This is a genomic window from Marinobacter sp. DUT-1 (assembly GCF_050379415.1).
GTDB lineage: Bacteria > Pseudomonadota > Gammaproteobacteria > Pseudomonadales > Oleiphilaceae > Marinobacter.
In genome coordinates, this window is sequence record NZ_JBNRLS010000003.1 from 173,718 (window position 1) to 199,257 (window position 25,540).

Here is a 25,540-nt window from a genome sequence, read left to right on the forward strand (position 1 = left end):
GCCAATCAGGCGTTATACACGACCCGTCCCAGTTCACTGATGTCATAACCACCCAACGCCTCGGCGCGCTGGACGAAACGCTCGCTGCCGGCAAACGCCAGCAGGCGCTGCATGGCCGGCTCAAAGTAGTGGCGCCGGCGCATGGCCAGATCAAAATGCTCCTGCTGCAAAGGAATAAACGCCAGCCCCTGGCGCCGCGCCGCAGCTTCGATTCCCAGGCCGATATCCGCTTCGCCTTGGCGTATGGCCAAAGCCAGATCGTCCTCGCTGAGCGACGGGTGCGCGGCCCATGTAAGCTGCTCTGCATCGATACGATGGCTGGCGAGCAAGCCCTGCAGCAGATGACTGACACCGGCATCCGGCTGGCGATGCGCGAGACGTATGCCGGGGCGGGCGATATCCTCAAGCCGCGCAAGTCGATGGGGGTTATCGGCCGCCAGAAGAAGCCCCTGCTGGCGTTTGGCCCACCGAATCAGTACCAGATCGCGCATCCCGCTCAGCCCCAACGTGACAGGGTCATTGTAACGCTGAGCTTCAGCATGCCAGATATGCATCCCGGCAAGCATCGCGCGCCCGTCGATCAATCGCTGTACGCCATCACCGCTTCCCTGACAAAGCAACGCCAGCTCCGCGCCGCTCTCCTTCACCGCCCACTCCAACAGCGGATCCTGGCTGCCGGCCAGGACCGGCGGGGTCGGAGAACTGACGGCATCGTCACCCTCCAGATGGTTCATCAACCACAGATCTATACGCTGACGCGGAAACAAAAGCTTTCCCGTCACCCGAACACAGGGAATCACGCCCTGGCTGACCAGATCGTAGACTTTGCGCTCCTTCAGGCGCAGATATTCGGCGGCTTCAGCCGTGGTGAGGTAAGCGGGAAGGGGCATCAATCTCTCCTACTGGCCAGGAAAGCACAGGACTGTTTTTAGCTGCATATTTTTCAGCAGACTGTGCAAAGCGTAGTCAGAAACGCCACGATGCTCAATATAAAGGAGACGCAGCTGTGGAAAATAATGCGTTCTATGTGGCGTTGTCGTTACTGTTCAACCTCGACGCCGCGCTGTTTCAGATCGTGGTGCTGTCGCTGCAGGTTTCGCTTCTGGCGGTCCTGATTGCGGCTGTGCTGGGGTTTCCCCTTGGGGCCGCGATAGCACTGTGGCGTTTTCCCGGGCGTGGCGGGGTAATTGTCGTGCTCAATGCCCTGATGGGGCTGCCTCCGGTGGTGGCAGGGCTCATGGTATATCTACTGCTCTCGCGCGCCGGGCCACTGGGTGAATGGGGCCTTCTGTTTACACCGGGTGCCATGGTCATTGCGCAGGTGCTGCTGGTGTTGCCGATTCTGGCCGCGCTCTCACGCCAGAAAGTTGAAGAAATGCTGGGCGAATACCGCGAGCAGTTTATGTCACTGGGCATGTCACGGGGACGCATGATGCCCACCCTGCTGTGGGACGCCCGCTTTGCGCTATTGACCGTTCTGCTCGCCGGATTTGGCCGCGCCAGTGCCGAAGTAGGCGCGGTGATGATGGTGGGTGGCAACATTGACGGGGTCACCCGGGTTATGACGACAGCCATTGTGCTGGAAACCGGCAAGGGCAATCTGCCCCTGGCACTGGGATTGGGCATTGTGTTGCTGACGCTGGTCATGCTGATTAACGCAGGCGCCTATATGGTGGGTGAACTGACCAGAAGGAGGACAGGATGACCTCTTTGAACGCTCCACTCCTCGCTTCGTCTGCCCTTCTTTCAGCGCCGTCCCTGTCCTTTCACGGCGTCGCCTACAGCCACGAGGAAAAAGAACTTTTGGGACCCTGTTCATTCTCTCTGGAGAGCATCGGTCCTACCCTGGTGATGGGGCCCAACGGGGCGGGCAAAAGTCTTTTGCTGCGGCTGGCTCACGGTTTGATCTCACCCACTCAAGGAAGGGTGGCGTGGTCAGGTGAAGGCCGTCCCCGCCAGGCAATGGTGTTCCAGCAACCGGTACTTTTGCGCCGCTCGGCCGTGGCCAACCTCATTCACGCACTGGCGGTGAACAACGTCCCGCGCAGGGAACGTGCGAAGCTCGCGTTTGATGCACTCGAACGTTTTGGCCTGGCCGCCTGCGCCAATACGCCCGCGCGCGTGCTCTCCGGCGGCCAGCAGCAGCGACTGGCACTGGCGCGCGCCTGGGTGCTGTCTCCTCAGGTGCTGTTCCTGGATGAACCCACCTCTGCCCTCGACCCGGCGGCGATCAAGGCCGTGGAGGCCGCAGTGCGGGAGTTTCACCAGCGCGGGACGCGCATCGTGATGACCACCCACGATATCCACCAGGCCAGACGCCTTGCCGGAGATGTACTGTTTCTCTCTGGCGGAAAAGTTCGCGAGCACACCCCTGCTGAAGCTTTTTTTGACGCGCCCGTCTCGCCAGAGGCGCAGGCGTTTATTACCGGAGAACTGGTCGAATAGGTCGGCTTTCATCTGCAACAGGAGAAAACAATATGAACAGGACGCTAAACCTCGTACTTGCGGGCATAACCAGCTTCGGCCTGACTTTCAGCGCTCACGCCGAGGACTACATCACCCTGGCCTCAACAACCTCGACCGAGAACTCGGGGCTGTTCGGCTCCATTTTACCGAAGTTTGAAGACGCCACCGGGATCGAAGTACGGGTGGTGGCGGTGGGCACCGGTCAGGCGTTTGAAATCGCCCGCCGTGGTGACGCCGATAGCCTTCTGGTGCACGACACCGCCGGCGAGCAGCGCTTTGTCGAAAACGGATTTGCAAGCGAACGAGCCGATGTCATGTACAACGACTTCGTGTTGATCGGCCCTGCTGATGATCCGGCAAATATCCGTAAAGCGCAAAGTGCCGCCGAGGCGTTCGCGGCGATCGCCAAAGCCGAGGCACTGTTCGCTTCACGGGGTGATGACAGCGGCACCAATCGTGCCGAGTTGCGCCTCTGGGAAAACGCCGGCGTCGAACCGGACGGAGACTGGTATCGCGAGTTGGGCAGCGGCATGGGACAAACGCTCAACACCGCCGCGGCCATGGATGCCTACGTGATGTCCGACCGCGCCACCTGGGTGGCCTTTGAAAACCCTCAGAACCTGAAACTGCTGTTTTCCGGCGACAGGTCGATGTTCAACCAGTACGGTAGCCTGCTGCTCTCCGAAGAGAAGCATCCGCACCTCAAGCACGATCTGGCCAAGCAGTGGCACAACTGGCTGATCTCCGAGGATGGCCAACAAGCGATTGCCGACTTCAAGGTGGACGGACAACAGCTGTTTTTCCCCAACGCGAAGTAGGTCTTCTGGAGTAAGAGGCCCTGAACTGGCCCCTGCTTTTTTCAGGCAGCAAAAACCTCAGCAATGCTGGGGTTTTTTATTGGCAGTAAGCAGCTGTTTTTCCCGACTGGCAAATAGGCTAATCTCTGACAGTAACCGTAACTATTCCTCTGCGGCGTCCATAAAACGGCTGTAAATAATGACGATTGAACCCATACTTCCCGATCCTAAACACCCCCGGCTGTCCCGCGCAGTAGAGGGGGTTGATGAAACCGGTCAGGGTAAATCGATCAGTGTGATCGAAGAGCGCCCCTTGACCATCTACCTGAACAGCCAGGAAATCGTCACCGCCATGACCATCGGCGATCACCCGGAGTATCTGGCACTGGGCTTTCTTCTCAATCAGGGCATGCTGAAGGAGACCGATCAGGTCACCAGGATCGACTATGACGAAGAGCTCGAAGTCGCTGTGGTTCGCACTGCTGGTGTGACCGATGTCGAGGACAAGCTGGAAAAGAAAACCCGGACCTCCGGCTGTGCAGTGGGAACGGTCTTCGGAGACATGATGGCGGGACTTGAAGGGTTATCACTACCGGATACTCCGGTGCACACCAGCACCTTCTACGATCTCTCCTACCAGATCAACCACACGCCCAGCCTGTACATGGAAACCGGCGCCATTCATGGCACGGCCCTCTGCCAGGGTCGGGAAATCCTGGCCTATATGGAAGATGTCGGGCGCCACAACGCCGTCGACAAAATTGCAGGCTGGATGCACCAGAACAACATTTCTGCGGCCGACAAAGTCCTCTACACCACCGGCCGCTTGACCTCCGAAATGGTGATCAAGACCTCCCTGATGGGGATCCCGACCCTGATCAGCCGATCCGGTTTCACCGCCTGGGGCGTCGATATTGCCCGGCAGGTCGGATTGACGCTGATCGGGCGGATGCGAGGCAAGAAATTCACCTGCCTCAGCGGCCAGCACCGTCTGGTGTTCGATCAGGACCTGTCGCAGGTTCCCGATGAAGACAGGAAAATGCGTCGAAAAGGGGCAGAGCATGACTGAGTGCGCCGTCATCCTGGCCGGCGGCCAGGCAAACCGCATGGGCGGTGGTGATAAAGGCCGGTTGATGTTGGGCGATCGGTCCCTGATCCAGCGCGTCATCGATCGAATCACGCCGCAGGTGGACGCCGTGGTGTTGAATGCCAACGGGGACCTGAGCCGTTTCGAGGATCTGGAGTTGCCCGTGGTCGCCGACTCGGTCCCCGGCTATGCGGGCCCTTTGGCGGGCGTGCTGGCGGGCATGGACTGGGCTGCCGAGCAGGGCCATGACTGGCTGATCAGTGTCGCCGCCGATACCCCCTCATTCCCTCTGGACCTGGTCGAACGATTTTCCGAATACGATACTCCGGTGGTCCTGGCGGCGACACCGGATCCGGAACGTGGCCGGGTACCTCAACCGACCTTTGGCCGTTGGCAGGTTGCGTTGCGGCATGATCTTCGAGCCGCCCTGAATGACGGTGTACGCAAGATCCGCCAGTGGACACAAGCCCAGGGTGAAACGCTGGTGATTTTTGATGAGGGTGACTTTTTCAACATCAACACGCCGGAAGATCTGGCCTGGGCGGAGCAGCATCTGAAGTGAACGTTATAGGCATCGTAGGCTGGAAAAATTCAGGAAAAACCACGCTGGCCAGCGCATTGATTCGTGAATTATCCAGCAGAGGGTTAACCGTCAACTCGATCAAGCACGCCCATCACATGGTGGATGTGGATCAGCCCGGAACAGACAGCTACAAGCACCGTGATGCCGGTGCCCGGGAAGTCATCCTGGCCGGCGGTCAACGCTTTGCTATCATGCACGAACTCCGGGGAGCCAAGGAGCCGACGCTGGACGAATTGCTGGCCCGATTGGGCCCCTGCGACTGGGTGGTGGTCGAGGGGTTCAAGACCCACGCACACCCCAAGATTGAAGTGCACCGGCAGGCGTCTTCCCGTTCACCCCTTTACCGGGAAGATGCCAATATCATTGCCGTAGCGACGGACTATGCTCCTGATTTTGCGGGCCCCTGTTTTGAGCTGAACGATGTATCCGGGATTGTGGATTTCATTCTGAGCCCGAGAGAGTCACGGACGGAGAAACCATGAACCAGCTTCGTAACGACTGTTTTGCCCTGCCCCCCGGGGTGAACTGGACGCCAGTGGACGAGGCCCTGGAGCGGTTACGTTCGCGCTTGCATCCAGTGGTGGGCGTGGATCGTGCTGTCCCGCTGTCACAGCTCAATGGCCGGATACTGGCCAGCGATGTCCACGCGCCTCGCGCCCATCCTCCCAGCAGCAATTCTGCGGTCGATGGCTATGCGTTTGCGGGACCTCTGACCGAGGTGCCCTGCACCATGCCGCTGGTTGACGGCCGCAGTGCCGCCGGTGAACCCTACATGGAGCCGGTGCCCGAGGGCCACGCGATACGCATCCTGACCGGCGCGGTGATGCCGGCCGGCACGGACACGGTGGTCCTGGAAGAGGACTGCGAGGTCATCGATGGCCAGCTCCATCTGAATGGCACGTTAAAGGCGGGAGCCAATCGGCGTAAAGCCGGCGAGGACATCGACGTCCGAGACCGGATCCTCACGGCCGGAACCCGCCTGACGCCTACCCAGATCTCGGTGCTCGCCAGTGTGGGTGTCGAATCGGTCGATGTCTATCAGAGGCTTCGTGTCGGCGTCCTGTCCACCGGTGACGAAGTGAAACCCGTCGGCTCCCCTGTCACCGACTGGCAGATTTACGATGCCAACCGCCCGATGCTGAGCGCTCTGGTAACGCAGCTGGGCTATGAACTGGTGGACCTGGGCCATGCGCTGGACCGGGCCGAAGATGTCAAGGCAGCGTTGGAGCATGGCGCTGAGCAATGCGATCTGATCCTGACCAGTGGCGGTGTTTCCGCAGGGGACGAGGATCACGTGTCAAAAACCCTGAAAGCCCATGGCGAGATCAGCAACTGGCGTATTGCGATCAAGCCGGGACGCCCCCTGGCGCTGGCCATGTTCAAAGGAACGCCTGTGGTGGGTTTGCCAGGCAACCCTGTTGCGGCCTGGGTCTGCGCGCTGCGCTTTGGCGCACCGGCAATGGCGCTATTGGCAGGGGGGGAATGGTTCGACCCCCAGGGCTACCTCGTCCCAGCCAATTTTTCCAAGAACAAGAAGCCAGGGCGCAGCGAGATGTTGCGTGCCCGGGTCCGTAACGGGCAGGTTGAGGTGTTCGGTTCCGAAGGCTCCGGCAGGGTCACCGGTCTGGCCTGGTCCGAAGGCCTGGTGGATCTGGACGAAAGCGCCCGACAGATAGAGCCGGGAACCCCCGTTCGGTTTATCCCCTACGGCAGCTTCGGGTTGTAATTACTCGTAGCTGCCGTGTACCGCAAAGGCTTCCAGCGAGGCATCCTGCGGACCCCGGGAACGGTAGGTTTCCTCAACACCCAGATCGGTCAGCCTGCGGCTGACCATCAGCAGGGTGTTATCCTCGAAGTCCTCACACATGCTGCGCATCTGATCGATTTCTTCGCAGGCGACGGGATAAGCCGCGTCGATATCCGGCGCGCCGTAGTGCTCGACAAAGGTTTGCGCCAGGGTCAGGCGCAGCTGCTCCAGTTCGGCTTCAGTGATGTCACAGACGCCCACAAAACTGGCGCGGCCACCGGACTCTATGCTGTACCAACCGTTGCTGAAGGCCTGACGGGCCTTGCCCTTCAACTCCGCTTCGGTCCAGTTGGAAAATTCGAACCCGCCCGAGATGGCCCATTCACCGCTGGGGGCCGGCTTTTCGAACACATTGTCATCGGATACATCCAACCGCAGGGTTCGTGCCAGTTTCATACGTGCTCCGCAAATTCAATCAGACTCACAGTCTCGGTCATGACACCCTCACGCAACAGCATTCGGCCTTTCTCGTCCAGCCCGACAAAGAGTCCGGGCTTCGGATAGTCAATCATTTTACCCAGGGTGTCACAGCGAGGCCGCCACTCGTTGTGTACCCGCTCGAAGCCGCTGTCCATGAAGTAAGTCAGCCACAACAGGGTGTGTTTGGACCAGCTTTCCAGTAACGCCATGGGAGTAATCTCGACGCAGCCCTCCTCATGCAGGCAGGTTTCATTCGGGTTTGCACCCGGCTCGCCGCTCCTATGGGTAAAGGGAACATCAATACCGATGACCAGCCAGTTGGGATGGGCCTTGGGATCTGACACATCCGCTGCAAAGCGGACGCTGCCACAGACCGCGCCATTGACCTTGATGCGATCGGGCCACTGAAAATGCACGGGCACTTCCGGCGGGGCCAGCGCGCCCAGGCTCTCAGCCAGGCCAATCTGGGCCACATAGACCGCCTGAATCGCCTCTTCCAGAGGCGATTCAGGCGCCAGTACCAGGGCTGCATGCAGGGTGTCGACTGCCTCGGCGTAAAAAATCGTGCCTGAGTCGACCCCGGCGATGGCCCGGCTGACCGCCTTGTCAAAAGGATCCGTATGTCTGGGCACCACTTCGCCCGTGAGCAACGGCGGAAACTGGGGTGACTCAATCATCGGATAGCCCGGGCGTAGAGGTCAGAGGCAATAAGTTCATCTGCGATGCGCTGGAAGGCCCTCGCCTGCGGGCTATCCGGCTTCGAGACCACGATCGGGACCCCACCGTCCGACCCGACCCGGATATCCAGGTCAAGCGGGATCTCACCGAGGAAGGGTGCACCGAGTTTTTCTGCCTCAGTACGGGCGCCGCCGGATCCAAACGGGTGGTGCTCTTTGCCGCAACCATCACAGACAAACGAGGCCATGTTCTCGATCAAGCCAAAGAGCGGCACATCCATTCGGTTGAACATATCGATGCCTTTGCGCGCGTCCATCAGGGCAATGTCCTGGGGCGTTGAGACCACAATGGCGCCGGCAACAAAGAATTTTTGACTGAGGGTCATCTGCACGTCACCGGTGCCCGGGGGAAGATCCACCAGAAGCACGTCCAGCCGCCCCCAATCGACCTGGTTCATCATCTGTTGCAGGGCACCCATCAGCATGGGCCCGCGCCAGACGATGGCTTCGTCATCCGGGGCCATCAAACCAAGGGACATCAGGGTCACCCCATGATTACGCAGCGGCAGGATGGTATGGCCGTCGGGGCTGGACGGGCGACCTGAAACACCCAGCATACGAGGCTGGCTGGGGCCGTAGACGTCCGCATCCAACAGGCCCACTTTCAGGCCTTTCGAGGCGAGAGAGACCGCCAGATTCGACGCCACTGTGGACTTGCCCACGCCACCCTTGCCCGAGGCAATGGCAATAATGCGGTCAACGCCCCTCGGGTTCTTGTCCTGTGGCCGGGGCGCGTCGGTACCAATCAGGTTGTCTTTTCCTACTTCGGTGTATTGGACCATGTTGCATCCTGTCCGGTTTTCAGTTGTCCCGATAGTCGTCACTGGTGCGGACCCGCGGACGTTCGCCCCCTGCCATGGGCGCGTTATCCCCGTGGTACTGGGCTTTGACCCGACAGTCGTCACACATCTTGATCAGCTGGACATTATCAGATTTGGTGTACATCCAGTGCTGGTTCTCCAGCTTTTCAACAATCCGGTTAATGGTGCTGGCGACACCAAACGGCTTGCCACATTGAATGCATTCGAACGGTTCCTCGCCATGCAGTGCCCGGGCACTCAGCGCGTCTTTCGACAGGTCCATCTGAGGCATCAGGGTGATAGCCGTTTCGGGGCAGGTACTCTGGCAGATGCCGCACTGGACGCAGGCGTTTTCCGTGAACTGAACCTCCGGCCGGTCCGGATGGTCGCCGAGGGCACCGGTGGGACACAGCGACACGCAGGCCAGACAGAGTGTGCATTTGTCGGAATCGATCTCGATCGCGCCGTAAGGTGCGCCAGTTGGCAGTGGAATCGGCGCCTCGATGCTGTCCGCCATCGCAGTGGCGGTGACCCGCGTGATGTCGCGGCGACCGCCCACCAGCAGAACCGGTTCACTCACCCGCCCGGCATTGTCGCCAGCGGCGCACAGTTCGATAGCCTCGATAACCCGGACCCGGCTGGGGGAGTTCCGGGTGCCCTTGAGCATGGCTTGAGCCAACTCGACTTCTGCAGTGACTGCCCGGCGGTCGATCTCGTTGTCCGCCAGGATGAGAACTTCCGCGTAGCCAGCTCCGAATGCTGCCATGATCTCGGCATGGCCGATCCGGTCCACATGCTCCAGCCCCAGCGGAATCAGATCGTCCGCCAGCCCATCGTCATACCGGGCCAGGTAGGCAATGGCCTCAGCCCCGGCGCCTAACGTGTGAAATACCAGTCGCGGGGCTTCATTCGCATGCTCGCGATAGACCCGGGCCATGACCTCGATGTTTCGTGTGATGGCTTCGAAAGAGGTCTCGTTCATGGTGACCGCTGAGGTCGGGCAAACCGCCGCGCAAGACCCGCAACCAGCACAGATATCCGAGTCGATCTGGATGTGGTCACCGTCCGAAAAAATTGCCTCGGTGCAGCAAACGTCCAGGCAACGGGTGCAACCCGGTTGATTGGCTCGGGAATGTGCGCACAGGGACTCTTCCAGCCGGAAGTACACGGTCTTCTCGAACTCGCCAACCCGCTCTCTTGCGGTCAGGGCGATGCGCTCCAGTTCACCGGTTTTGGCCGGATCTGCCCAGAAGTAGCCATTGCGTTTCTCGTGACTGGGGAACGCGGGTCCAACGCCTCGCAAGTCGATAAAGATGTCACATTCACTGCGGGCGGTGGCTTTCGCTTCACCATAACCGGGTTCGCCGCGTCCAGCAGGGTTCAGCATCTGCAACCCGGAGAACTCCAGTTTGAAATTACCCAGTGCACCGTAAGCACGGGTCAATTTCCCCTTCGCCACATCATACGCCGCAGAAGGCAGCTGTATTGGCCCGGAATCAGTGACGATGCAGGTAACGCCCAGCTCGTCCTGAACCAGCTCGGCCATCCGGATGGCCTGGTCGGTGGGGCCGACAATGCAACACACGCCGCTGGATTGAATGGTTTTCACGGGCGCCGTGGGTGCCGGTAACTGGGCGGCGGCCATGAGGGCTGCCTGCTTGGCATGCAGGCGTTTCGGGTCTGCGTGCGGCGCGCTCCAGCCCGCACGATCCCGGATGTCGATGGTACTCAGGGGCGCGGAGTGCCGGATTTCAGCCTGGATATCCTCGCCCAAACGTTCGAACAGGGCGGCCTGCTGACCACAGGCAATGAGCACATCGCTACCGCCACTCAGATGTTCGGCAGCGGTCTTCATATCCTTGCCGCACAGTTGATCCACCACGATCACCTGCTCAGCTGCCGCAGCCGTCTGCAGCGCCTTGGAATCAAAGGACTGTGTTTTATCGCAGGTGCATAACAGTAGGGTCTTGGATGCCGTCATCAGGAATTTGACTCTTTCGTTGTTGTTATACGTATCACTCTCTTGCTTCGAGCATGCCACAGCCATTTACTTTTAGACAATTGGATAATCGTTTGGGTCCTGCTAGCTTTAAGCTATAACAAAAAGAGAAATGCCATGAGTAGTCGAACCGATAACTGGAAACGCGAATTGCAGGTTGGCGCCGTCGTTCGCCGCTCACCCGGCGTTACCCGGTGGGCTAAGAACGTCTGGAAGCCTGTGGCCGTTATACCGGGCGCCCCGGAGGCATTCTGGAAGGAGATGGTCCGCGAGGGCGAGGTGGTCGATTACCACGCGGGCACCGTGACCATGGAATTATTCCGCGCCGATGTAGAAGGTTACCTTGTATCCCTCAATATGACCGTACCCTCTGTCTGGGTTGTCATGGATAAGGATCAGACCGGTCAGTCTCCGTCGGGATGGATGGTCAGTGCCATTACCGCCAGTGCTCATGAGGCGCTGGATTCTCTGGACAGTGGTGAGAGCATCGTCGAACCTGTTCCGATTCCCGAGTCCCTGGCGGCCTGGATCAAGGAATTTATCGACATGCACTACATCGAAGAGCCTTTCAAGAAACGCCGTCGTGACGAGGTCCGTGTTGACGCTGTCGAGGACGGCAAGGGCGATCCGCGCATTCGCCAGGAAACCGACGTCTACCGTGCCCCTTCCAACATCAAGAAACCAAGGTTGCAGTGATGACAGAGTCACGTCTACAGCGTTGGTCACGCAGGAAATCCGAAGGTCGTAAACAGGCCGAGCCAGTCCCTGCTCCGGGTAATGAGTCCGCCCCCTCGCCCGAAGAGCGGGAACTCGCCGTTAATGAAACCTTGCCGGAACGGGAGGTGCTGGAGAAGTACGGCCTTCCAGATCCGGATACCATCGAGTTGGGCGCGGACGTTACAGGATTCATGCGAAAGGAGATTCCTGAGCTGTTACGCCGTAAGGCCCTGCGCGCGCTCTGGAAAAGCAACCCCGTGTTGGCGGTGCTGGATGGCCTCAATGACTACGACGAAGATTACACGGATGCTGCTTTTGCAAAAAAAAGCGTGAACACCCTGTACAAAGTGGGTCAGGGGCTTATGGAAAAAAAGGCCCGCGGTGAAGAACAGGACAAGGCTCAGATCGAGAATCGGGCCGATTCCCCGGATGTTATCGCTCCTGACTCAGAACAGTCTGCTCTTGCCGGCGCCGATAGTGAACCGGAGCCGGCAACCCCGGACGAACCGTCAACGGCGCCCCACCCTGTGGAATCTGCCTCTACCGAAGCCGGGGCAGAACCGGAGCCGCGCTATCGACCGAGAATGCGCTTTGAATCCTAGTGTCGCATCTGGATACGGAAGCACTGTTGCGCCCAGCACTGGTTGGGACTATAACTTAAAATTAACTGTTCAAAAGTCGAACAACAATTCCAAGGATCAAAGTTTTGGCTAGCACCGCTGAACTGCAATGCCCTCGCTCCATCACTGAAGAAGATCGTGCCCGGGCTCAAATCTACCAGTTACTGGCTGTCCTGCTGGGTGGCCCGCCTACTGGCGAGCTGCTCGAAGGACTGGCATCTCTGGAGGGTGACGACAGCCCCCTGGGCTCCGCCTACAGGAATCTGGCCGCTCTTGCCGAACGCACCTCACCCCATGACGCCGAGCGGGAGTTCAACAATCTTTTCGTGGGACTCGGCCGTGGTGAACTGCTGCCGTACGCCAGTTATTACCTGACTGGATTCCTGAACGAGAAACCCCTTGCGGAATTGCGTACCGATCTGATGGCCCGGGGCATCAAAGCCAGCGAGAACGTCAAGGAACCGGAAGATCATATCAGCACGCTGTGTGAAATCATGGCGGGCATCATTACCGGCGAGTTCGAATGCGATAGCGACTTGCCGTCACAAAAAGCCTTTTTTGACGCGCACATGGCAAAGTGGGCGGAATTATTTTTTACCGATTTGGAGAAAGCGCAAAGCGCGGTCTTCTACGCTCCTGTGGGCTCGTTGGGTCGGGCTTTCATGGCCGTGGAGGCAGATGCCTTTGCAATTCAATAACCGGGATCCTGTTGATCCCTTAATCCAGGTGGAGGAGTCCGATGGACAATCCGAAGCGTGAAAACAGCCGGCGCCGTTTCCTGCAAATGGCAGCTGCTGCAGCTCCGGCTGCCGTAGCAATGGCAGTTGCACCGAACGCCGCAGCCGAGGTCGTCAAAAAAGACGCTCCGAAAAGCCGCGGTCTGCGTGACACGGAGCACACACGTAAGTATTTCGAATCGGCTCGCTTTTAAGGAAGCGTGAATCATTCAAGGTTGCGTGATGCTCTTGAATGATCACACCTCCATAAAAACGAGAACAAAAAGAGAGAGGTAAGTGACATGTTACGGAAGAAGACCAACGGGGTAGCGAAAGGCCCCCGTGCGGGATCTTTGCTTTCATCCCTCGCTGCCAGAACTATGGACCGTCGTGGTTTTTTGGCGGCCTCCGGTGTGACAGTGGGCGGCCTGGCGGCTTTGTCGCTGACGTCGGGACGGGTTGAAGCTGCGACCCCTTCGACCGAAGGCGGGGAAATCGTTCGCAAAAAGTCCGTGTGTACCCACTGCTCGGTTGGCTGCACGGTGGAGGCGGAAGTCCAGAATGGCACCTGGATTGGGCAGGAGCCGGGCTGGGACAGCCCGTTCAATATGGGCGCTCACTGTGCCAAAGGCGCTTCGGTGCGCGAGCACGCCCACGGCGAGCGTCGTCTCAAGTCTCCCATGAAAATGGTCGACGGCCAGTGGCAGAAGATCCCCTGGGATCAGGCGATCAACGAAATCGGCGACAAGATGCTGCAAATCCGCGATGAGAGCGGTCCCGATTCGGTCTACTGGTTGGGCAGTGCCAAGTTCAACAACGAACAAGCGTATCTGTTCCGCAAATTTGCTGCCTACTGGGGCACCAACAACGTCGACCACCAGGCCCGGATCTGTCACTCGACAACCGTGGCTGGCGTAGCCAACACCTGGGGCTACGGTGCGATGACCAACTCGTACAACGACATCCACAACTCCAAGGCGATCTTCCTGATCGGGGGCAACCCCGCCGAAGCGCACCCGGTGTCGCTGCTACACATCCTGAAAGCCAAGGAAGAAAACAACGCGCCGCTCATCGTTTGTGATCCGCGTTTCACCCGCACCGCCGCTCACGCGGACGAGTTTGTGCGTTTCCGGCCGGGTTCAGACGTTGCGCTGGTCTGGGGCATTCTCTGGCACATCTTCGAGAACGGCTGGGAAGACAAGGAGTTTATCCGTACCCGGGTCTGGGGAATGGATGAGATTCGCGAAGAGGTAAAACGCTGGGATCCCGAAGAAGTCGAGCGGGTTACCGGTGCGCCAGGAAAGCAGCTCGAGCGCGTTGCCCGTACCCTGGTCAACAACCGCCCGGGCACGGTTATCTGGTGCATGGGCGGCACACAGCACACCAACGGTAACAACAACACCCGCGCCTACTGCATTCTGCAGCTGGCATTGGGCAACATGGGCGTTTCCGGCGGCGGCACCAACATCTTCCGCGGTCACGATAATGTGCAAGGTGCCACTGATCTGGGGGTTCTGGCCGATACCCTGCCCGGCTACTATGGCCTGAGCGCAGGTGCCTGGGCCCATTGGGCGCGGGTCTGGGAAGAAGACCCTGATTGGCTGAAAGGCCGGTTTGCCATGTGGGACAAGAACGGCAAAACCAAAGCCATGATGAATGAGAAGGGCATTCCCGTATCCCGCTGGATCGATGGCGTTCTGGAAGCCAAGGAGAACCTGGAACAGCCCGACAACACCCGGGCCATGGTTCTGTGGGGCCACGCGCCCAACTCGCAGACCCGGATGCTCGAGATGAAGGAGGCCATGGAAAAGCTGGACCTGCTGGTCGTGGTGGATCCCTTCCCGACCGTGTCGGCGGTACTGCACGATCGTAAAGAAGGTGCTTACCTGCTTCCAACAACCACCCAGTTCGAGACCTATGGCTCGGTTACGGCTTCAAACCGTTCACTCCAGTGGCGTGAAAAGGTCATCGAGCCACTGTTCGACTCCAAGGTCGACCACGAAATCATGAAGCTGTTTGCGGACAAATTCGGTTTCACCGATCGCATGTTCCGCAACATTGCTATTGAAGGCGACGAGCCGTCGATTGAGGACATCACGCGCGAGTTCAACCGTGGCATGTGGACCATCGGCTACACCGGTCAATCGCCTGAGCGTCTGAAGAAACACATGAAGTATCAGCACCACTTCGACAAGACCACTCTTCGAGCAAACGGTGGCCCCTGCGATGGCGATATCTATGGTCTGCCATGGCCCTCCTGGGGAACAGCGGAAATGAACCACCCGGGAACACCCAACCTGTACGACATGTCGTTGCCGGTGTCCAAGGGCGGTCTCACCTTCCGAGCCCGTTTCGGTGTCGAGCGCAATGGCGAAAACCTGCTTGCTGAAGGTGTTTACTCAAAAGGTTCGGAGATCAAGGACGGCTATCCAGAGTTCACCATGCAGATGTTGATGGATCTGGGCTGGGATGGCGACCTGACGGCCGAGGAACGTGCCAGCATTGATGCGGTTGCAGGCCCGGAGACCAACTGGAAGACCGATCTGTCAGGGGGTATCCAGCGTGTCGCCATCAAGCACGAGTGTGCACCCTTTGGTAACGCCAAAGCCCGAGCTGTGGTCTGGAACTTCCCGGACCCGGTGCCGCTGCATCGTGAGCCGCTCTACACCACGCGTCGGGACCTGGTCAAAGACTACCCGACTTACGAGGACAAGACCTTCTGGCGTGTGCCGACCCTGTACGAGTCTATTCAGAAGAATGACTTCAGCAAGGAGTTCCCCATCATTCTGACCTCCGGCCGTCTGGTCGAGTACGAAGGTGGCGGTGACGAGACGCGTTCGAACCCCTGGCTGGCGGAACTGCAGCAGGAGATGTTCATCGAGGTGAATCCGCGCGATGCCAACAACCTGAACATCCGTGACGGCAATGACGTGTGGGTTTCCGGCCCGGAGGGCGGGCGTATCAAGGTCAAGGCCATGGTGACCGAACGTGTGGGCGAGGGCGTCGCCTTCATGCCGTTCCACTTCGGTGGAGAGCTGGAAGGTAAGAGCCTGAGAGACAAGTATCCCGAGGGCGCGGATCCAATTGTCCTGGGCGAATCCACTAACGTTGTTCAAACATACGGGTATGACTCGGTCACGCAGATGCAAGAGACCAAGGCCACCCTGTGTTCGATCATGCCGGCATAACGAGAGGTGTAGACCATGGCACTTGAAGGACAAGCACGCGCAAAATTCCTTTGCGACGCCGAGCGCTGCATCGAATGTAATGCCTGCGTAACGGCCTGTAAAAACGAACATGAGGTCCCCTGGGGTATCAACCGTCGCCGCGTGGTGACCATCGAAGATGGCACACCGGGCGAGCGTTCGATTTCGGTAGCCTGCATGCACTGTTCAGACGCGCCCTGTATGGCCGTCTGCCCGGTGGATTGCTTCTACCAGACCGAAGACGGCATCGTGTTGCACTCCAAGGATCTGTGTATCGGTTGTGGCTACTGCTTCTACGCTTGCCCCTTCGGCGCGCCCCAGTTCCCCCAGGCGGGTAACTTTGGCAGCCGGGGCAAGATGGACAAATGCACGTTCTGTGCTGGCGGTCCCGAGGAAGACAACTCCACAGCCGAGTTCTCCAAGTACGGACGCAACCGTATTGCAGAGGGCAAATTGCCACTCTGTGCGGAGATGTGCTCAACCAAAGCCCTGTTGGCCGGTGACGGCAACGAGGTGGCGGACATCTATCGCCAGCGTGTGGTGAACCGTGGCTTCGGTTCCGGCGCCTGGGGATGGGGCACAGCCTACGAGAAGAAGGGTGCATAAGCTGGCCTGAGTGTTCCGGGGTCTTCGGACCCCGGCATTCATTGAAGCAACGAATTCTTCTTGTTGATTCCGTTGGAGTGCTTAAATGAAATCAAAACTATTGGGTGCCGCCGTCTTCGTGCTGGCGACACTGATGCTGAATCCTGTCTGGGCGCAAGAAACGCCGACGGCTGACCGAACAGCGACCGGGGGAGCCCAGACTCTTGAAGATATCCTGCGCCGCCAGGAACAGCTGAAGGTCGACGAGTCCTTTCGGTCCGAAAATCTGGGCAATCCTGCCGACGCAGCACCGATCAGTGCCCCGCTGGGCACCTTGGGCGGCCGCTCTGATGCCGACGTCTGGCGCTCTATTCGCTATAACAAGATTGACCCCACCGTTCAGTCCCCCGGCCCCGCCAATGTCGTTATGATTCAGGATGAAGGTATTGCCTGGTACAAGTTGCGGGAAGGTCCGGTCATCACCTACGGCGGCAGTGCCCTGTTGGGCATCATCGTACTGCTTGCGGTGTTCTACTTTGTTCGCGGCAGAATCATGATCGATGGCGGCCCTGCAGGCACGACTATTGAACGGTTCAAGGCCATCGAGCGCTTTGGTCACTGGTTGCTCGCCGGCTCGTTTATCGTACTCGGTCTCACGGGACTGATCACCTTGATGGGGCGCAGCTTCCTGATTCCCGTGATTGGGCTCGACGCTTTTTCCATCCTCGCTACCGGTTCCAAGTGGCTCCACAACAATGTTGCCTGGGCGTTTATGCTCGGCCTGGTCATGACGTTTGTCATGTGGGTTGCACACAACATTCCCAATAAGCTGGATTGGCAGTGGCTGAAGGCAGGGGGAGGTATCTTTACCAAGAGCCACCCCTCCGCGAAAAAATTCAACGCCGGTCAGAAAATCATCTTCTGGACCGTGATGGTGTTGGGCGTCTCCGTCTCCCTTTCCGGGCTGTCGCTGCTGTTTCCATTCCAACTTCCCATGTTTGCCGACACCTTCGGTGTCATCAACAGCGTCCTCGGCACCAGTCTCCCGACTGACCTGGCACCGCATGAAGAGATGCAATATGCCAACATCTGGCACTCGATTGTGGCATTCGTGATGATGGTGGCCATCATCGCACACATCTACATCGGCTCGGTCGGCATGGAAGGTGCGTTCGATGCCATGGGCAACGGTCAGGTGGATCTGGAGTGGGCACGCCAGCACCACGATCTCTGGGTGGCCGAGGTCGAAGACAAACAAGGCAAAGGAGGATCATCGTGAAGGTTATGATTTCCGCATTTGTCGCAGCATTGATCATTGCCTCGCTCGCTCCGGTCATTATTAACCAGTTCGGCTGGTCCTCAGCCGAACTGGCCAGCAGTGAGAGCGTGCGTCTTGACTGATCAGTCCGAGGTATACCAGATCGATGCTGTCGGTCTGGTGTGCCCTCTCCCGATTCTGCGTTTCAAGAAACGCACCCAGGGCTTGCCCAGCGGGACGTCGGTCGAGTTCCTGGCCGATGACCCCAGTGGCCGCAAGGACATGCAGGCGCTTTGTGAGATAACCGGTCACCGGATTGAATGGATTCGGGAAGAGGAGGCGGGCGTTCTCCGCTATCGGATCTGTTTGGCGTAGGCTGCAAAAGCGCCCCGTCTCTACCGGGGCACTGCTAAAGTGTCAGCTGGATCCAATCCCTCTCACAAATATGGCGGTTTGCCAGCCGCAGCCCGCTCAGCCTGCCACTGCTCCAGTGTCTGCGCGGCTTCTCCTCCCTCAAGCGAACCGACAACTTCAAAAAAATCACTGCGCAGTTCGTCGCTCAGGACCTGATTCCGGGGCTTACTGCGCACCACGTAGACGGTCTGCAGATTCTGGTGATCGAACGCTCGCCACTGCTGACGGTCCTTGAGCAGGGTGTACTCATGACCTTCCAGGGCCTTGATCAGCGCCTGGGTGTCGGTGGTGCCGGCACGTTCAACAGCAGACTTGTACTCGTAGACAATGCCATAGGCGGTAGCTGCGGTTGAAGTGGGCCTTACCCCGTACTCTTGCGTAAACGCTTCGACAAATTCCTGGCCACGGGGGAAGTCGAGCTGGTAAGGAATCATCCACTCCCAGGGGGTTGTGGAAATAACCCCTTCCAGGATGGTGGCACCGACAGCCTGGGCGATGCCCAGCGTGACGTTGGGCAGCACGATCTGGACCTTGTCCTTCAGGCCCATTTCATAGGCTACCTGCAGAGCCCGAACCAGGTCGTCGCCGTACAGAACCAGCACCACCACCTCCGCGTTGCTCGCTTCCGCAGCTTCCAAAGCCTTTCTGAAATCCCGGATGAGTGCTCTCGGGAAAGGTGTCAGGGCATGACGATGCTTCTCGGTGTCGGTGGTATTGGTGAACGCCCGAAGCGATGCCTCCGAGGAATGGCCCCAGGTGTAATCCGCAGTCACGTAGAAATAATTGGCATCACCAAAGTTTTCGGTCAGGTAGTGACCGAGTGCGTTCGCGGTCATCCAGGCGTTTGGGTACTCACGAAACATGTGATCGTGGCCTTCGCTGCCGGTGGTGGCGTTGGCCGAGGTAGTGGTTCCGAAATACAGGCGGCCCAGTTTCTTTGCCACCTTGCCCGAGGCAATGGTCACAGCACTGGAGGCGCCTCCGAAGACCATGTCCACGTTCTCCTCGCGGATGAGCTCTTCCGTATTAGCAGCGCCCCTTTCGGGCTCACCGGCCGTATTGCGAATGACCAGCTCAACCTCTCTGCCGAGGATACCGCCAGCCTCATTGATTTCATTCATTGCGAGGAAGGCTGCGAGCCTTTGCTGCAAGCCGAGGTTCTTGTAACGCCCGGATTCCGGATAATTGAAACCCAGCCGTATCGTCTCCGCCATCAACGGGAAACTGGCAATACACAGGATCAAGCCCGCGAGCAGGGTTGCTCTCCTTTTCATTGATACAGTCCTCTGATCTGTCTTGTATTTTTTGGTGTCGGAACTATACCCGCATTTCAAAAACTGAACGGACGTTCAATGTAAAAAGAGCGGTATTTTTCGTTACTGACTGTATCCCCGGAGCCTTGACTTCGCTCAAGCGTGTCTATTCGACTCCTAAATCCCTCCACACTCGTGTACCATCCAACACTGTACAAACATACAGACCCAAAGACTGCGAGGAAACCTCATGGCAGTACAAGCACTCTACTACTCGGATAAGGATGGCCTGGAAATGGCGCTGAAGAATCCCGACACGATGCTTTTTCAATCCAAAGCCGAGGCGGATGCCCGCGACAAGATCCTGGAACTGGCCGAGAACATCCAGATGTTCCTGGAGCGCAAAGTCGAGGGGCTGGGCGAGGAACTGGCGGAACAATGCGCCATGGCCATTGCCGAAGAGAAGGACCTGTTCCAGAAGGCCCTGAAGAAGCCGCAATTGCTGAATGCAGAAGCCGCCGGGGAAACCGGCGAGTAAGCCCCCACCGCCATATCATGCGGCGTTGCCGGTCGGCCATTTACACGACCGTAACGCCGTTATTCTCCCTCCCCACCCGGTATTCTGGCTACACTATCGGAAACTCGTGCGGGATCTCTTTTCATTCATGAATATTCGCTTTCTTCTCCTGTTGCTCTGCACTCTGGCCTTCTGGACCAGCGGGGTTGCCGCCCAACAGATGACTGCGGCCCTGGACGACCTGCTGCCTCCGGTACAGACCCAGACCGAACAGCAGCCTCCGGTGCAAGAGGAGGAGAACGCGAACGGCGAGGATAAGGCGGACGATGGGAAGGGGACCGAAGAAGACAAGAAGGAACCGGAACCCTCCCCCACCCCGGTGAAACCGGAAATCGAGGCGCTGGAAGAGCCGCTGGAAAGTCAGCTGCCTGCACCCGAGACCGAGGATATCCGCCAACAGATCCAGAAACTCGAAGAAGCTCTCAATACCCGCCAAAAGGCACTGGGTACCAGCCAGGAACGGCTGGAGTTTGCGGGGTCTTTGCTCAAGCGCCTGGATAATGAATACGAAAGTTTCCAGCTGAGGCTGGAACGGGCCGGGCTGAACCTCACCGATGATTACGCCAACCTGCTGCGCCAGCGACTGGAACGGCTGCGCAGCCAGACCATTGCCGCCGGCCTTACCCAGGGGATTACCGCCCAACTCTCCGCAGCCCGGGAAGAACAACTGCGCCTTGAGGAATTCGAGGCGGTGATCAATCCCACGGACGACATCCGGGGCCAGCTGGAAGTCCGGCGGTCGCAGCTGCTCCGACAATTACACGGTGTGGTCACCGAGCACATCGAAGTGCTGAACGAATATTACAACACCGTCGCCGAGCTGCAGGACCGACTGGAGTCCTACAAGGAGCTGCTTCAGCAGCGCCTGTTCTGGCTGCCAAGCACCGACGCCATGGGTCTGGATACCTTCGGGAAGTTTTTCGAAGGTGTCCGGTGGCTGGTTTCGGGCCTGGAATGGTCCTCACTACGGGATGGGGTCAAGACCTCTCTTGACGAACACTGGCCAGAAATCATCCTGCTCGCGGCTCTGCTGATCTTCCTGTCCGCCCGGCGGAAGGCTTTCCGACAGACCCTGGCCGACTGCGGAGCGGATGTGGGTGACGTCGGCAAGGACCACTGGAACCTGACACTCTACGCCAGCCTGCTCAGCCTGTTACGAGCCCTGCCCGCCGTGATCGCCCTGGGCATTGCCTCACTGCTGCTGGACGAGGGCGACGAATTCCTTCATGCATTGTCCCGGGGTTTGTCCAACGCCGCGTTCATTATGCTGCTGTTACGGAGCGTCTATACCGTTGCCTATCCCGATGGTCTGGGTGAGCAACACTTCCAGTGGAATCCCAACACCCTCCAGGCCCTTCGCAAACAGATTCCACTTCTGTTGTGGATACTGACACCAATCGTGATCATCATGCCGACCATGGCCATACCCGAGGGGTCGGCCTACAGTGATAGCCTGGGCCGTGCACTCTTTGCCATCGCCTCGCTGGCACTGGCCTGGTTTGCCCACCTGTTCATGTCCGCCGTACGCCGGGATCAACCGAGTCGACGGGCCCTGAAGTTCCTGCATATCATAGCCGTCGCAGTACCGCCCTTGCTGGCCGTGCTCTCGGCCTGGGGCTACCACTACAGTGCCGTGCGCCTTGAAAGCCTGATGTTCATCAGTATCTGCTGGCTCGCCTTTGTCATCCTGCTGCACTATCTCGGCTTACGGGGGCTGACCGTCCGGGAACGGCGCATGGCCCTGGTACGCCAGCTCGAAGAGCGCGAGGCCGAACGCAAGCTGGCCGAAGCCCGTGAAGCTGCGGAATCCACGGGCGAGGCCATGCCGGCAAGCTACGAATCGCCCCGGCAGGATATGAATGCCATCAGCCAGCAGAGCGAAACCCTGCTCCGCACCCTGTCCCTGGTGGTCGCCGGCATCGGCCTCTGGATGCTGTGGGACGATGTGTTTCCGGCCCTGGGCATCTTTGAGGCCATCACCCTCTGGAGCATCGACACCGGCGTCGAAGGTGAAGCTCCGGTACCCATCAACCTGGGTGACCTGATGCTCGCGTTTGCGGTCGGGGCGGGCACCGTACTGGCCGCGCGCAACCTCCCGGGCACCCTGGAAGTGATGTTCCTGAGCCGGCTGCGCCTGGAACCGGGTGTGGGTTACGCCATCACCACCATGGCCACCTACATCATTGTCTTTATCGGCATCATCGCCGCGCTCGGGGTGCTGGGATTGCAGTGGTCGAAACTGCAGTGGCTGGTAGCGGCCCTGGGGGTGGGCCTGGGCTTTGGCCTGCAGGAAATCGTGGCCAACTTCGTTTCGGGCCTGATCCTGTTGTTCGAGCGGCCAATCCGGGTCGGTGATACCGTCTCCATTGGTGGCATCACCGGCACCGTCTCCCGGATCCGCATCCGGGCGACCACCCTGGTGGACTGGGATCGCAAGGAACAGATCATTCCCAACAAGACCTTTGTCACCCAGGACCTGACCAACTGGACTCTGACCGACGCCATCACCCGGGTCATCGTCCGGGTGGGCGTCGCCTACGGTTCCGACGTGGACAAGGTTCAGGAGCTGCTGTTCCGGATTGCCACCGACAACGAACGCGTGGTGAACGATCCGGCACCGGCGGTATTCTGCGTCGGCCTTGGCGACAGCAGCGTGAACTTCGAGATCCGCGTGTTCGTGCGGGACATTAACGACATCATGCCCCTGTCTCACGAGCTGCACGCGACCATAACCCGCTCGCTGCGGGAGGCGGGGATCCAGATTCCTTTCCCGCAACGGGACATTCACATCCGCACCGCGACTGCTTCATTCCCGGATACCCCCAGCGACACGCGCGATGATAAGGTCGGGACCAGTACCTGAGTGACAGCTACTGAGCGGAATCTGCGGCGTACAGTGACTCAATGACATCAATGTACTTTTCGTAGATGTTGCTGCGCCGCACCTTCATGGTGGCCGTTACTTCATCGTCGTCGTGATCCAGTTCTTTGGTCAGCAGGTGGAAGCGCTTGATCTGCGCCACCTGGGGCAGCTGGTCATTACCCTTCCCGATTTCGGCGCGAATCAGGTCATTGACCTGCTCGTGCTCGGCCAGGCTGCGGAAGGTGGTGTAGGGAATCCGCTCCTGCTCCGCCCACTTGGCCACGGTCTCGAAGTCGATCTGGATCAGGGCCGAGACATACTTGCGGGCCTCCCCGACCACGATGCACTCCTTGATGTAGGGACTGGCCTTGATGGTGTTCTCGATCTCGGTAGGCGAGAGGTTCTTGCCCCCGGCGGTGATCATGATGTCTTTCAGACGGTCGACGATCCTCAGCTGGCCGTCGCGCCACTCGCCCACATCGCCGGTGTGGAGCCAACCGTCTTTCAGGGTCGAAGCGGTAGCCTCATCATTCTTGTAATACCCCTTGAACATGCTGCCGCCGCGCATGAGGATTTCGTCCTGCTCCCCCAGCTCGACCTCGACACCCCTGATTGCCACGCCGACGGTACCGAGCCGGATATCGTCCAGGGGCTGGGCAGTGGCAACGCCAGTACTCTCCGTCTGGCCGTAGACCTCCACCAGGGGAATGCCGATGGTACGGAAGAACGACAGGATGCCGGTGGAGATGGGCGCTGCCCCGGTCAGGGCGATGTGGCAGCGGCGCAGGCCGATGTAGTTCTGCAGCGCCCGGAAGATCAGCCAGTAGCTGAGCCCGTAGACCAGTCTTTCCTTCAGGGTCCATTGCGCCCGCGTCTTGGTGGCCATCGGCTCGCAGACCCGCATCGCCCAATTGAACAGGGCCTGGCGCATGCGCCCGGTCTCCTGGATCTTGATGTAGATAGCCGAGTGCAGCTTCTCCCAGATTCTGGGTACGCCCAGGAAAAAGCTCGGGGCAATTTCCCGGAGGTCCTCCTGCACGGTTCGCAGACTCTCCCCGAAACTCACCGTGCTGCCCACGTACACCGGCGCAATGTTGGTCAGTGCCTGCTCGGCCACGTGGCAAAGGGGCAAGTAGGACAGGCTGGACGCGTGCCGGTCGACACCCAGCAGCTCGATCAGCCCCGGCCCCGCCGCGTGCAGGTTGCCCCAGCTGATCATGGCGCCCTTGGGCCGTCCGGTGGAGCCGGACGTGTAGATCATCAGTGCGGTATCGTCCATGGTCTGACTCGCGAGCATACGCTCAATCAGGTCCGGATGTTGCTGCTCGTACTCGCGGCCCAAGGCTTCCACCGCCTCAAAGGCCGTGGGCGGCGCGGGATAATTGCGTAGACCTTTCATATCAATGGTGACGCAATGCTGCAGGTGAGGCAGCTGCCCCCAGGCCTCGATCACCTTGTCGGTCTGTTCCTGGTCCTCGCACACCACGACTTCGGCATCGCTGTGCTCCAGCACGTAGGCCACTTCATTCCAGGGGCTGGTGGGGTAGACACCGACACAGATGCCGTTCACCACGCCGATGCCCATCTGGGCAATCACCCATTCCACCCGGTTTTCCGAGATGATGGCCACGTGACCACCCTCGGACAATCCCAAGGCTCGCAGCCCCAGTCCGAAGTGACAGGCGCGCTGGTAGTAGTCCTGCCAGGTATAGGCCTGCCAGATGCCGAAATCCTTCTGGCGCAATGCCAGGTGATCGGCCCGGTCCCGGGCATGGGCCCGCAACATCTGTGGAAGGGTGAGTTCAGGCACTGCCGGTGTTGTCATGAGAGCCACCGCTTACGACGTTTGTAATGCTTGATATCCCGGTAACTGCGGGTTTCACCTTCGGCGCCGCCCACCCCGAGGTAGAACTCCTGAACATCCTCGTTTGCGGTGAGCTTTTCCGTCGGCCCATCAATCACGATCTTTCCGTTTTCCATGATGTAGCCATAGGAAGCGATCGCCAGTGAAACGGCTGCGTTCTGTTCCACCAGCAGGATGGCGGTGCCCTGTTCCCGGTTGATCCGGGCAACGATGGTGAAGATTTCTTCTACCAGCAGCGGTGCCAACCCCAGCGAGGGTTCGTCGAGCATGATCAGATCCGGCTGGGCAATCAGTGCCCGGCCCAGGGCCAGCATCTGCTGTTCACCACCGGAAAGATAACCGGCCAACTGCTTGCGCCGTTCCTTGAGGCGGGGGAAATAATTGTAGACCAGCTCGTAGCTGTCACTCAGGGACGGTCTTCGACCGGAAAGCGCATAGGTGGCGGCAATCAGATTCTCCTCCACCGTCAGGTCCTCGAACACCCGCCTTCCCTCCATGACGTGGAACAGGCCGTTACGCACCAGTTTCTCCGGCGGTACGCCCTTCACGTCCTGGCCCCGAAAGCGAACTTCACCCGCCGTTACTTCGCCGTCTTCCAGGGACAAAAGGCCGGAAACGCTTTTCAGTGTAGTGGACTTGCCAGCGCCGTTGGAGCCGAGGAGCGCCACAATGGCGCCCTTCGGGACCCGCAGAGACAGGCCCCGCAGGACCTGCACCGCCTTGTTGTAGACCACCTCGATGTTGTCGATTTCCAGTAAGGCTTCCATACGG

The 25,540-nt window shown here is 59.2% G+C and carries 26 protein-coding genes; 18 read left to right on the forward strand and 8 right to left on the reverse strand.

The genetic code is table 11. The features are described from left to right. Nucleotides 1-5: 5 nt before the first annotated feature. Entirely contained in the window at nt 6-890 is an 885-nt protein-coding gene (locus ACQUTG_RS10815; protein ID WP_428919410.1) for a substrate-binding domain-containing protein, read from the reverse strand. Nucleotides 891-1,006: 116 nt separating this feature from the next. Between ACQUTG_RS10815 and ACQUTG_RS10820 the strand changes: the two genes are divergently transcribed. From ACQUTG_RS10820 to ACQUTG_RS10850, 7 genes are all read left to right on the forward strand, one after another. Continuing rightward, entirely contained in the window at nt 1,007-1,705 is a 699-nt protein-coding gene (locus tag ACQUTG_RS10820; protein WP_428919411.1) for an ABC transporter permease, read from the forward strand. Continuing rightward, complete coding sequence (locus ACQUTG_RS10825; RefSeq protein WP_428919412.1) at nt 1,702-2,445, forward strand: ATP-binding cassette domain-containing protein; 744 nt, start codon at nt 1,702-1,704, stop codon at nt 2,443-2,445. Before ACQUTG_RS10820 ends, ACQUTG_RS10825 begins: the two co-directional genes overlap by 4 nt. A gap of 32 nt (nt 2,446-2,477) precedes the next feature. Further along, nucleotides 2,478-3,284 carry a substrate-binding domain-containing protein gene (locus ACQUTG_RS10830; protein ID WP_428919413.1) on the forward strand — a complete coding sequence of 269 codons (807 nt, stop codon included), beginning with the start codon at nt 2,478-2,480 and terminating at the stop codon, nt 3,282-3,284. A gap of 178 nt (nt 3,285-3,462) precedes the next feature. Further along, nucleotides 3,463-4,332, forward strand: coding sequence for a formate dehydrogenase accessory sulfurtransferase FdhD (locus ACQUTG_RS10835; RefSeq protein WP_428919414.1), 870 nt, complete (start codon nt 3,463-3,465; stop codon nt 4,330-4,332). Continuing rightward, nucleotides 4,325-4,912: a molybdenum cofactor guanylyltransferase MobA gene (gene mobA, locus ACQUTG_RS10840; protein WP_428919415.1), complete on the forward strand. Its 588-nt coding sequence runs from the start codon at nt 4,325-4,327 to the stop codon at nt 4,910-4,912. The genes ACQUTG_RS10835 and mobA overlap by 8 nt, the downstream gene beginning before the upstream one ends. Next, on the forward strand, nt 4,909-5,415 hold the full coding sequence (gene mobB / locus ACQUTG_RS10845; RefSeq protein WP_428919416.1) for a molybdopterin-guanine dinucleotide biosynthesis protein B: 507 nt from the start codon (nt 4,909-4,911) through the stop codon (nt 5,413-5,415). The genes mobA and mobB overlap by 4 nt, the downstream gene beginning before the upstream one ends. Beyond that, entirely contained in the window at nt 5,412-6,659 is a 1,248-nt protein-coding gene (locus ACQUTG_RS10850) for a molybdopterin-binding protein (RefSeq protein ID WP_428919417.1), read from the forward strand. The genes mobB and ACQUTG_RS10850 overlap by 4 nt, the downstream gene beginning before the upstream one ends. On the opposite strand, the gene ACQUTG_RS10855 is transcribed toward ACQUTG_RS10850, so the two are convergent. The 4 genes from ACQUTG_RS10855 to ACQUTG_RS10870 are packed head-to-tail and all read right to left on the reverse strand — an operon-like array spanning nt 6,660 to nt 10,678. Then, nucleotides 6,660-7,136, reverse strand: a complete 477-nt coding sequence (locus tag ACQUTG_RS10855; RefSeq protein ID WP_428919418.1) for a DUF6505 family protein — start codon at nt 7,134-7,136, stop codon at nt 6,660-6,662. Further along, nucleotides 7,133-7,837 carry a biotin/lipoate--protein ligase family protein gene (locus ACQUTG_RS10860; protein ID WP_428919419.1) on the reverse strand — a complete coding sequence of 235 codons (705 nt, stop codon included), beginning with the start codon at nt 7,835-7,837 and terminating at the stop codon, nt 7,133-7,135. Before ACQUTG_RS10860 ends, ACQUTG_RS10855 begins: the two co-directional genes overlap by 4 nt. Then, nucleotides 7,834-8,679, reverse strand: coding sequence for an Mrp/NBP35 family ATP-binding protein (locus ACQUTG_RS10865; protein ID WP_428919420.1), 846 nt, complete (start codon nt 8,677-8,679; stop codon nt 7,834-7,836). The genes ACQUTG_RS10860 and ACQUTG_RS10865 overlap by 4 nt, the downstream gene beginning before the upstream one ends. A 19-nt stretch (nt 8,680-8,698) precedes the next feature. Further along, the gene (locus ACQUTG_RS10870; protein WP_428919421.1) at nt 8,699-10,678 is read right to left on the reverse strand and encodes a 4Fe-4S dicluster domain-containing protein; all 1,980 of its coding nucleotides are present in this window, start codon (nt 10,676-10,678) and stop codon (nt 8,699-8,701) included. Between the two features lie 135 nt (nt 10,679-10,813). On the opposite strand from ACQUTG_RS10870, the gene ACQUTG_RS10875 reads away from it, so the two are divergent. The 9 genes from ACQUTG_RS10875 (at nt 10,814) to ACQUTG_RS10915 (ending at nt 18,173) form a co-directional block, all read left to right on the forward strand. Continuing rightward, nucleotides 10,814-11,392 (forward strand): DUF3305 domain-containing protein, encoded by a 579-nt coding sequence (locus tag ACQUTG_RS10875; protein ID WP_428919422.1) that lies wholly within the window; start codon nt 10,814-10,816, stop codon nt 11,390-11,392. Continuing rightward, a complete protein-coding gene (locus ACQUTG_RS10880; protein WP_428919423.1) occupies nt 11,392-12,015 on the forward strand; it encodes a DUF3306 domain-containing protein in 624 nt (207 codons plus the stop codon). Before ACQUTG_RS10875 ends, ACQUTG_RS10880 begins: the two co-directional genes overlap by 1 nt. A gap of 104 nt (nt 12,016-12,119) precedes the next feature. Next, a complete protein-coding gene (locus ACQUTG_RS10885) occupies nt 12,120-12,731 on the forward strand; it encodes a TorD/DmsD family molecular chaperone (protein ID WP_428919424.1) in 612 nt (203 codons plus the stop codon). A 41-nt stretch (nt 12,732-12,772) separates the two neighbouring features. After that, a complete protein-coding gene (locus ACQUTG_RS10890) occupies nt 12,773-12,964 on the forward strand; it encodes a twin-arginine translocation signal domain-containing protein (RefSeq protein WP_410329688.1) in 192 nt (63 codons plus the stop codon). A gap of 87 nt (nt 12,965-13,051) precedes the next feature. Continuing rightward, complete coding sequence (locus tag ACQUTG_RS10895) at nt 13,052-15,937, forward strand: formate dehydrogenase subunit alpha (protein ID WP_428919425.1); 2,886 nt, start codon at nt 13,052-13,054, stop codon at nt 15,935-15,937. A 15-nt stretch (nt 15,938-15,952) separates the two neighbouring features. After that, entirely contained in the window at nt 15,953-16,561 is a 609-nt protein-coding gene (gene fdh3B, locus ACQUTG_RS10900; protein ID WP_343814161.1) for a formate dehydrogenase FDH3 subunit beta, read from the forward strand. Nucleotides 16,562-16,646: 85 nt separating this feature from the next. After that, entirely contained in the window at nt 16,647-17,819 is a 1,173-nt protein-coding gene (locus ACQUTG_RS10905) for a formate dehydrogenase subunit gamma (RefSeq protein WP_428919426.1), read from the forward strand. Then, nucleotides 17,816-17,941, forward strand: coding sequence for a hypothetical protein (locus ACQUTG_RS10910; RefSeq protein WP_428919858.1), 126 nt, complete (start codon nt 17,816-17,818; stop codon nt 17,939-17,941). The genes ACQUTG_RS10905 and ACQUTG_RS10910 overlap by 4 nt, the downstream gene beginning before the upstream one ends. Beyond that, nucleotides 17,934-18,173, forward strand: a complete 240-nt coding sequence (locus ACQUTG_RS10915; RefSeq protein ID WP_428919427.1) for a sulfurtransferase TusA family protein — start codon at nt 17,934-17,936, stop codon at nt 18,171-18,173. The genes ACQUTG_RS10910 and ACQUTG_RS10915 overlap by 8 nt, the downstream gene beginning before the upstream one ends. A 62-nt stretch (nt 18,174-18,235) precedes the next feature. On the opposite strand, the gene ACQUTG_RS10920 is transcribed toward ACQUTG_RS10915, so the two are convergent. Next, nucleotides 18,236-19,486: an ABC transporter substrate-binding protein gene (locus ACQUTG_RS10920; protein WP_428919428.1), complete on the reverse strand. Its 1,251-nt coding sequence runs from the start codon at nt 19,484-19,486 to the stop codon at nt 18,236-18,238. 229 nt (nt 19,487-19,715) lie between these two features. On the opposite strand from ACQUTG_RS10920, the gene ACQUTG_RS10925 reads away from it, so the two are divergent. Together ACQUTG_RS10925 and ACQUTG_RS10930 are read left to right on the forward strand one after the other, a co-directional pair. After that, nucleotides 19,716-20,003, forward strand: a complete 288-nt coding sequence (locus tag ACQUTG_RS10925) for a YebG family protein (protein ID WP_428919429.1) — start codon at nt 19,716-19,718, stop codon at nt 20,001-20,003. Between the two features lie 127 nt (nt 20,004-20,130). After that, nucleotides 20,131-22,905: a mechanosensitive ion channel domain-containing protein gene (locus ACQUTG_RS10930; protein ID WP_428919430.1), complete on the forward strand. Its 2,775-nt coding sequence runs from the start codon at nt 20,131-20,133 to the stop codon at nt 22,903-22,905. Nucleotides 22,906-22,912: 7 nt separating this feature from the next. Here the strand turns inward: ACQUTG_RS10930 and ACQUTG_RS10935 are convergent, their stop codons facing one another. Then, complete coding sequence (locus ACQUTG_RS10935) at nt 22,913-24,730, reverse strand: AMP-dependent synthetase/ligase (RefSeq protein ID WP_428919431.1); 1,818 nt, start codon at nt 24,728-24,730, stop codon at nt 22,913-22,915. Beyond that, on the reverse strand, nt 24,727-25,536 hold the full coding sequence (locus ACQUTG_RS10940; protein WP_428919432.1) for an ABC transporter ATP-binding protein: 810 nt from the start codon (nt 25,534-25,536) through the stop codon (nt 24,727-24,729). The genes ACQUTG_RS10935 and ACQUTG_RS10940 overlap by 4 nt, the downstream gene beginning before the upstream one ends. Between the last annotated feature and the right edge of the window lie 4 nt (nt 25,537-25,540).

Coding starts and splice junctions, on each gene's coding strand:
- ACQUTG_RS10815 (WP_428919410.1), bottom strand. CDS start 890: ATGCCCCTTCCCGCTTACCTCACCACGGCTGAAGCCGCCGAATATCTG.
- ACQUTG_RS10825 (WP_428919412.1), top strand. CDS start 1,702: ATGACCTCTTTGAACGCTCCACTCCTCGCTTCGTCTGCCCTTCTTTCA.
- ACQUTG_RS10830 (WP_428919413.1), top strand. CDS start 2,478: ATGAACAGGACGCTAAACCTCGTACTTGCGGGCATAACCAGCTTCGGC.
- ACQUTG_RS10835 (WP_428919414.1), top strand. CDS start 3,463: ATGACGATTGAACCCATACTTCCCGATCCTAAACACCCCCGGCTGTCC.
- mobA (WP_428919415.1), top strand. CDS start 4,325: ATGACTGAGTGCGCCGTCATCCTGGCCGGCGGCCAGGCAAACCGCATG.
- ACQUTG_RS10850 (WP_428919417.1), top strand. CDS start 5,412: ATGAACCAGCTTCGTAACGACTGTTTTGCCCTGCCCCCCGGGGTGAAC.
- ACQUTG_RS10855 (WP_428919418.1), bottom strand. CDS start 7,136: ATGAAACTGGCACGAACCCTGCGGTTGGATGTATCCGATGACAATGTG.
- ACQUTG_RS10860 (WP_428919419.1), bottom strand. CDS start 7,837: ATGATTGAGTCACCCCAGTTTCCGCCGTTGCTCACGGGCGAAGTGGTG.
- ACQUTG_RS10865 (WP_428919420.1), bottom strand. CDS start 8,679: ATGGTCCAATACACCGAAGTAGGAAAAGACAACCTGATTGGTACCGAC.
- ACQUTG_RS10870 (WP_428919421.1), bottom strand. CDS start 10,678: ATGACGGCATCCAAGACCCTACTGTTATGCACCTGCGATAAAACACAG.
- ACQUTG_RS10875 (WP_428919422.1), top strand. CDS start 10,814: ATGAGTAGTCGAACCGATAACTGGAAACGCGAATTGCAGGTTGGCGCC.
- ACQUTG_RS10880 (WP_428919423.1), top strand. CDS start 11,392: ATGACAGAGTCACGTCTACAGCGTTGGTCACGCAGGAAATCCGAAGGT.
- ACQUTG_RS10890 (WP_410329688.1), top strand. CDS start 12,773: ATGGACAATCCGAAGCGTGAAAACAGCCGGCGCCGTTTCCTGCAAATG.
- ACQUTG_RS10895 (WP_428919425.1), top strand. CDS start 13,052: ATGTTACGGAAGAAGACCAACGGGGTAGCGAAAGGCCCCCGTGCGGGA.
- fdh3B (WP_343814161.1), top strand. CDS start 15,953: ATGGCACTTGAAGGACAAGCACGCGCAAAATTCCTTTGCGACGCCGAG.
- ACQUTG_RS10905 (WP_428919426.1), top strand. CDS start 16,647: ATGAAATCAAAACTATTGGGTGCCGCCGTCTTCGTGCTGGCGACACTG.
- ACQUTG_RS10920 (WP_428919428.1), bottom strand. CDS start 19,486: ATGAAAAGGAGAGCAACCCTGCTCGCGGGCTTGATCCTGTGTATTGCC.
- ACQUTG_RS10925 (WP_428919429.1), top strand. CDS start 19,716: ATGGCAGTACAAGCACTCTACTACTCGGATAAGGATGGCCTGGAAATG.
- ACQUTG_RS10930 (WP_428919430.1), top strand. CDS start 20,131: ATGAATATTCGCTTTCTTCTCCTGTTGCTCTGCACTCTGGCCTTCTGG.
- ACQUTG_RS10935 (WP_428919431.1), bottom strand. CDS start 24,730: ATGACAACACCGGCAGTGCCTGAACTCACCCTTCCACAGATGTTGCGG.
- ACQUTG_RS10940 (WP_428919432.1), bottom strand. CDS start 25,536: ATGGAAGCCTTACTGGAAATCGACAACATCGAGGTGGTCTACAACAAG.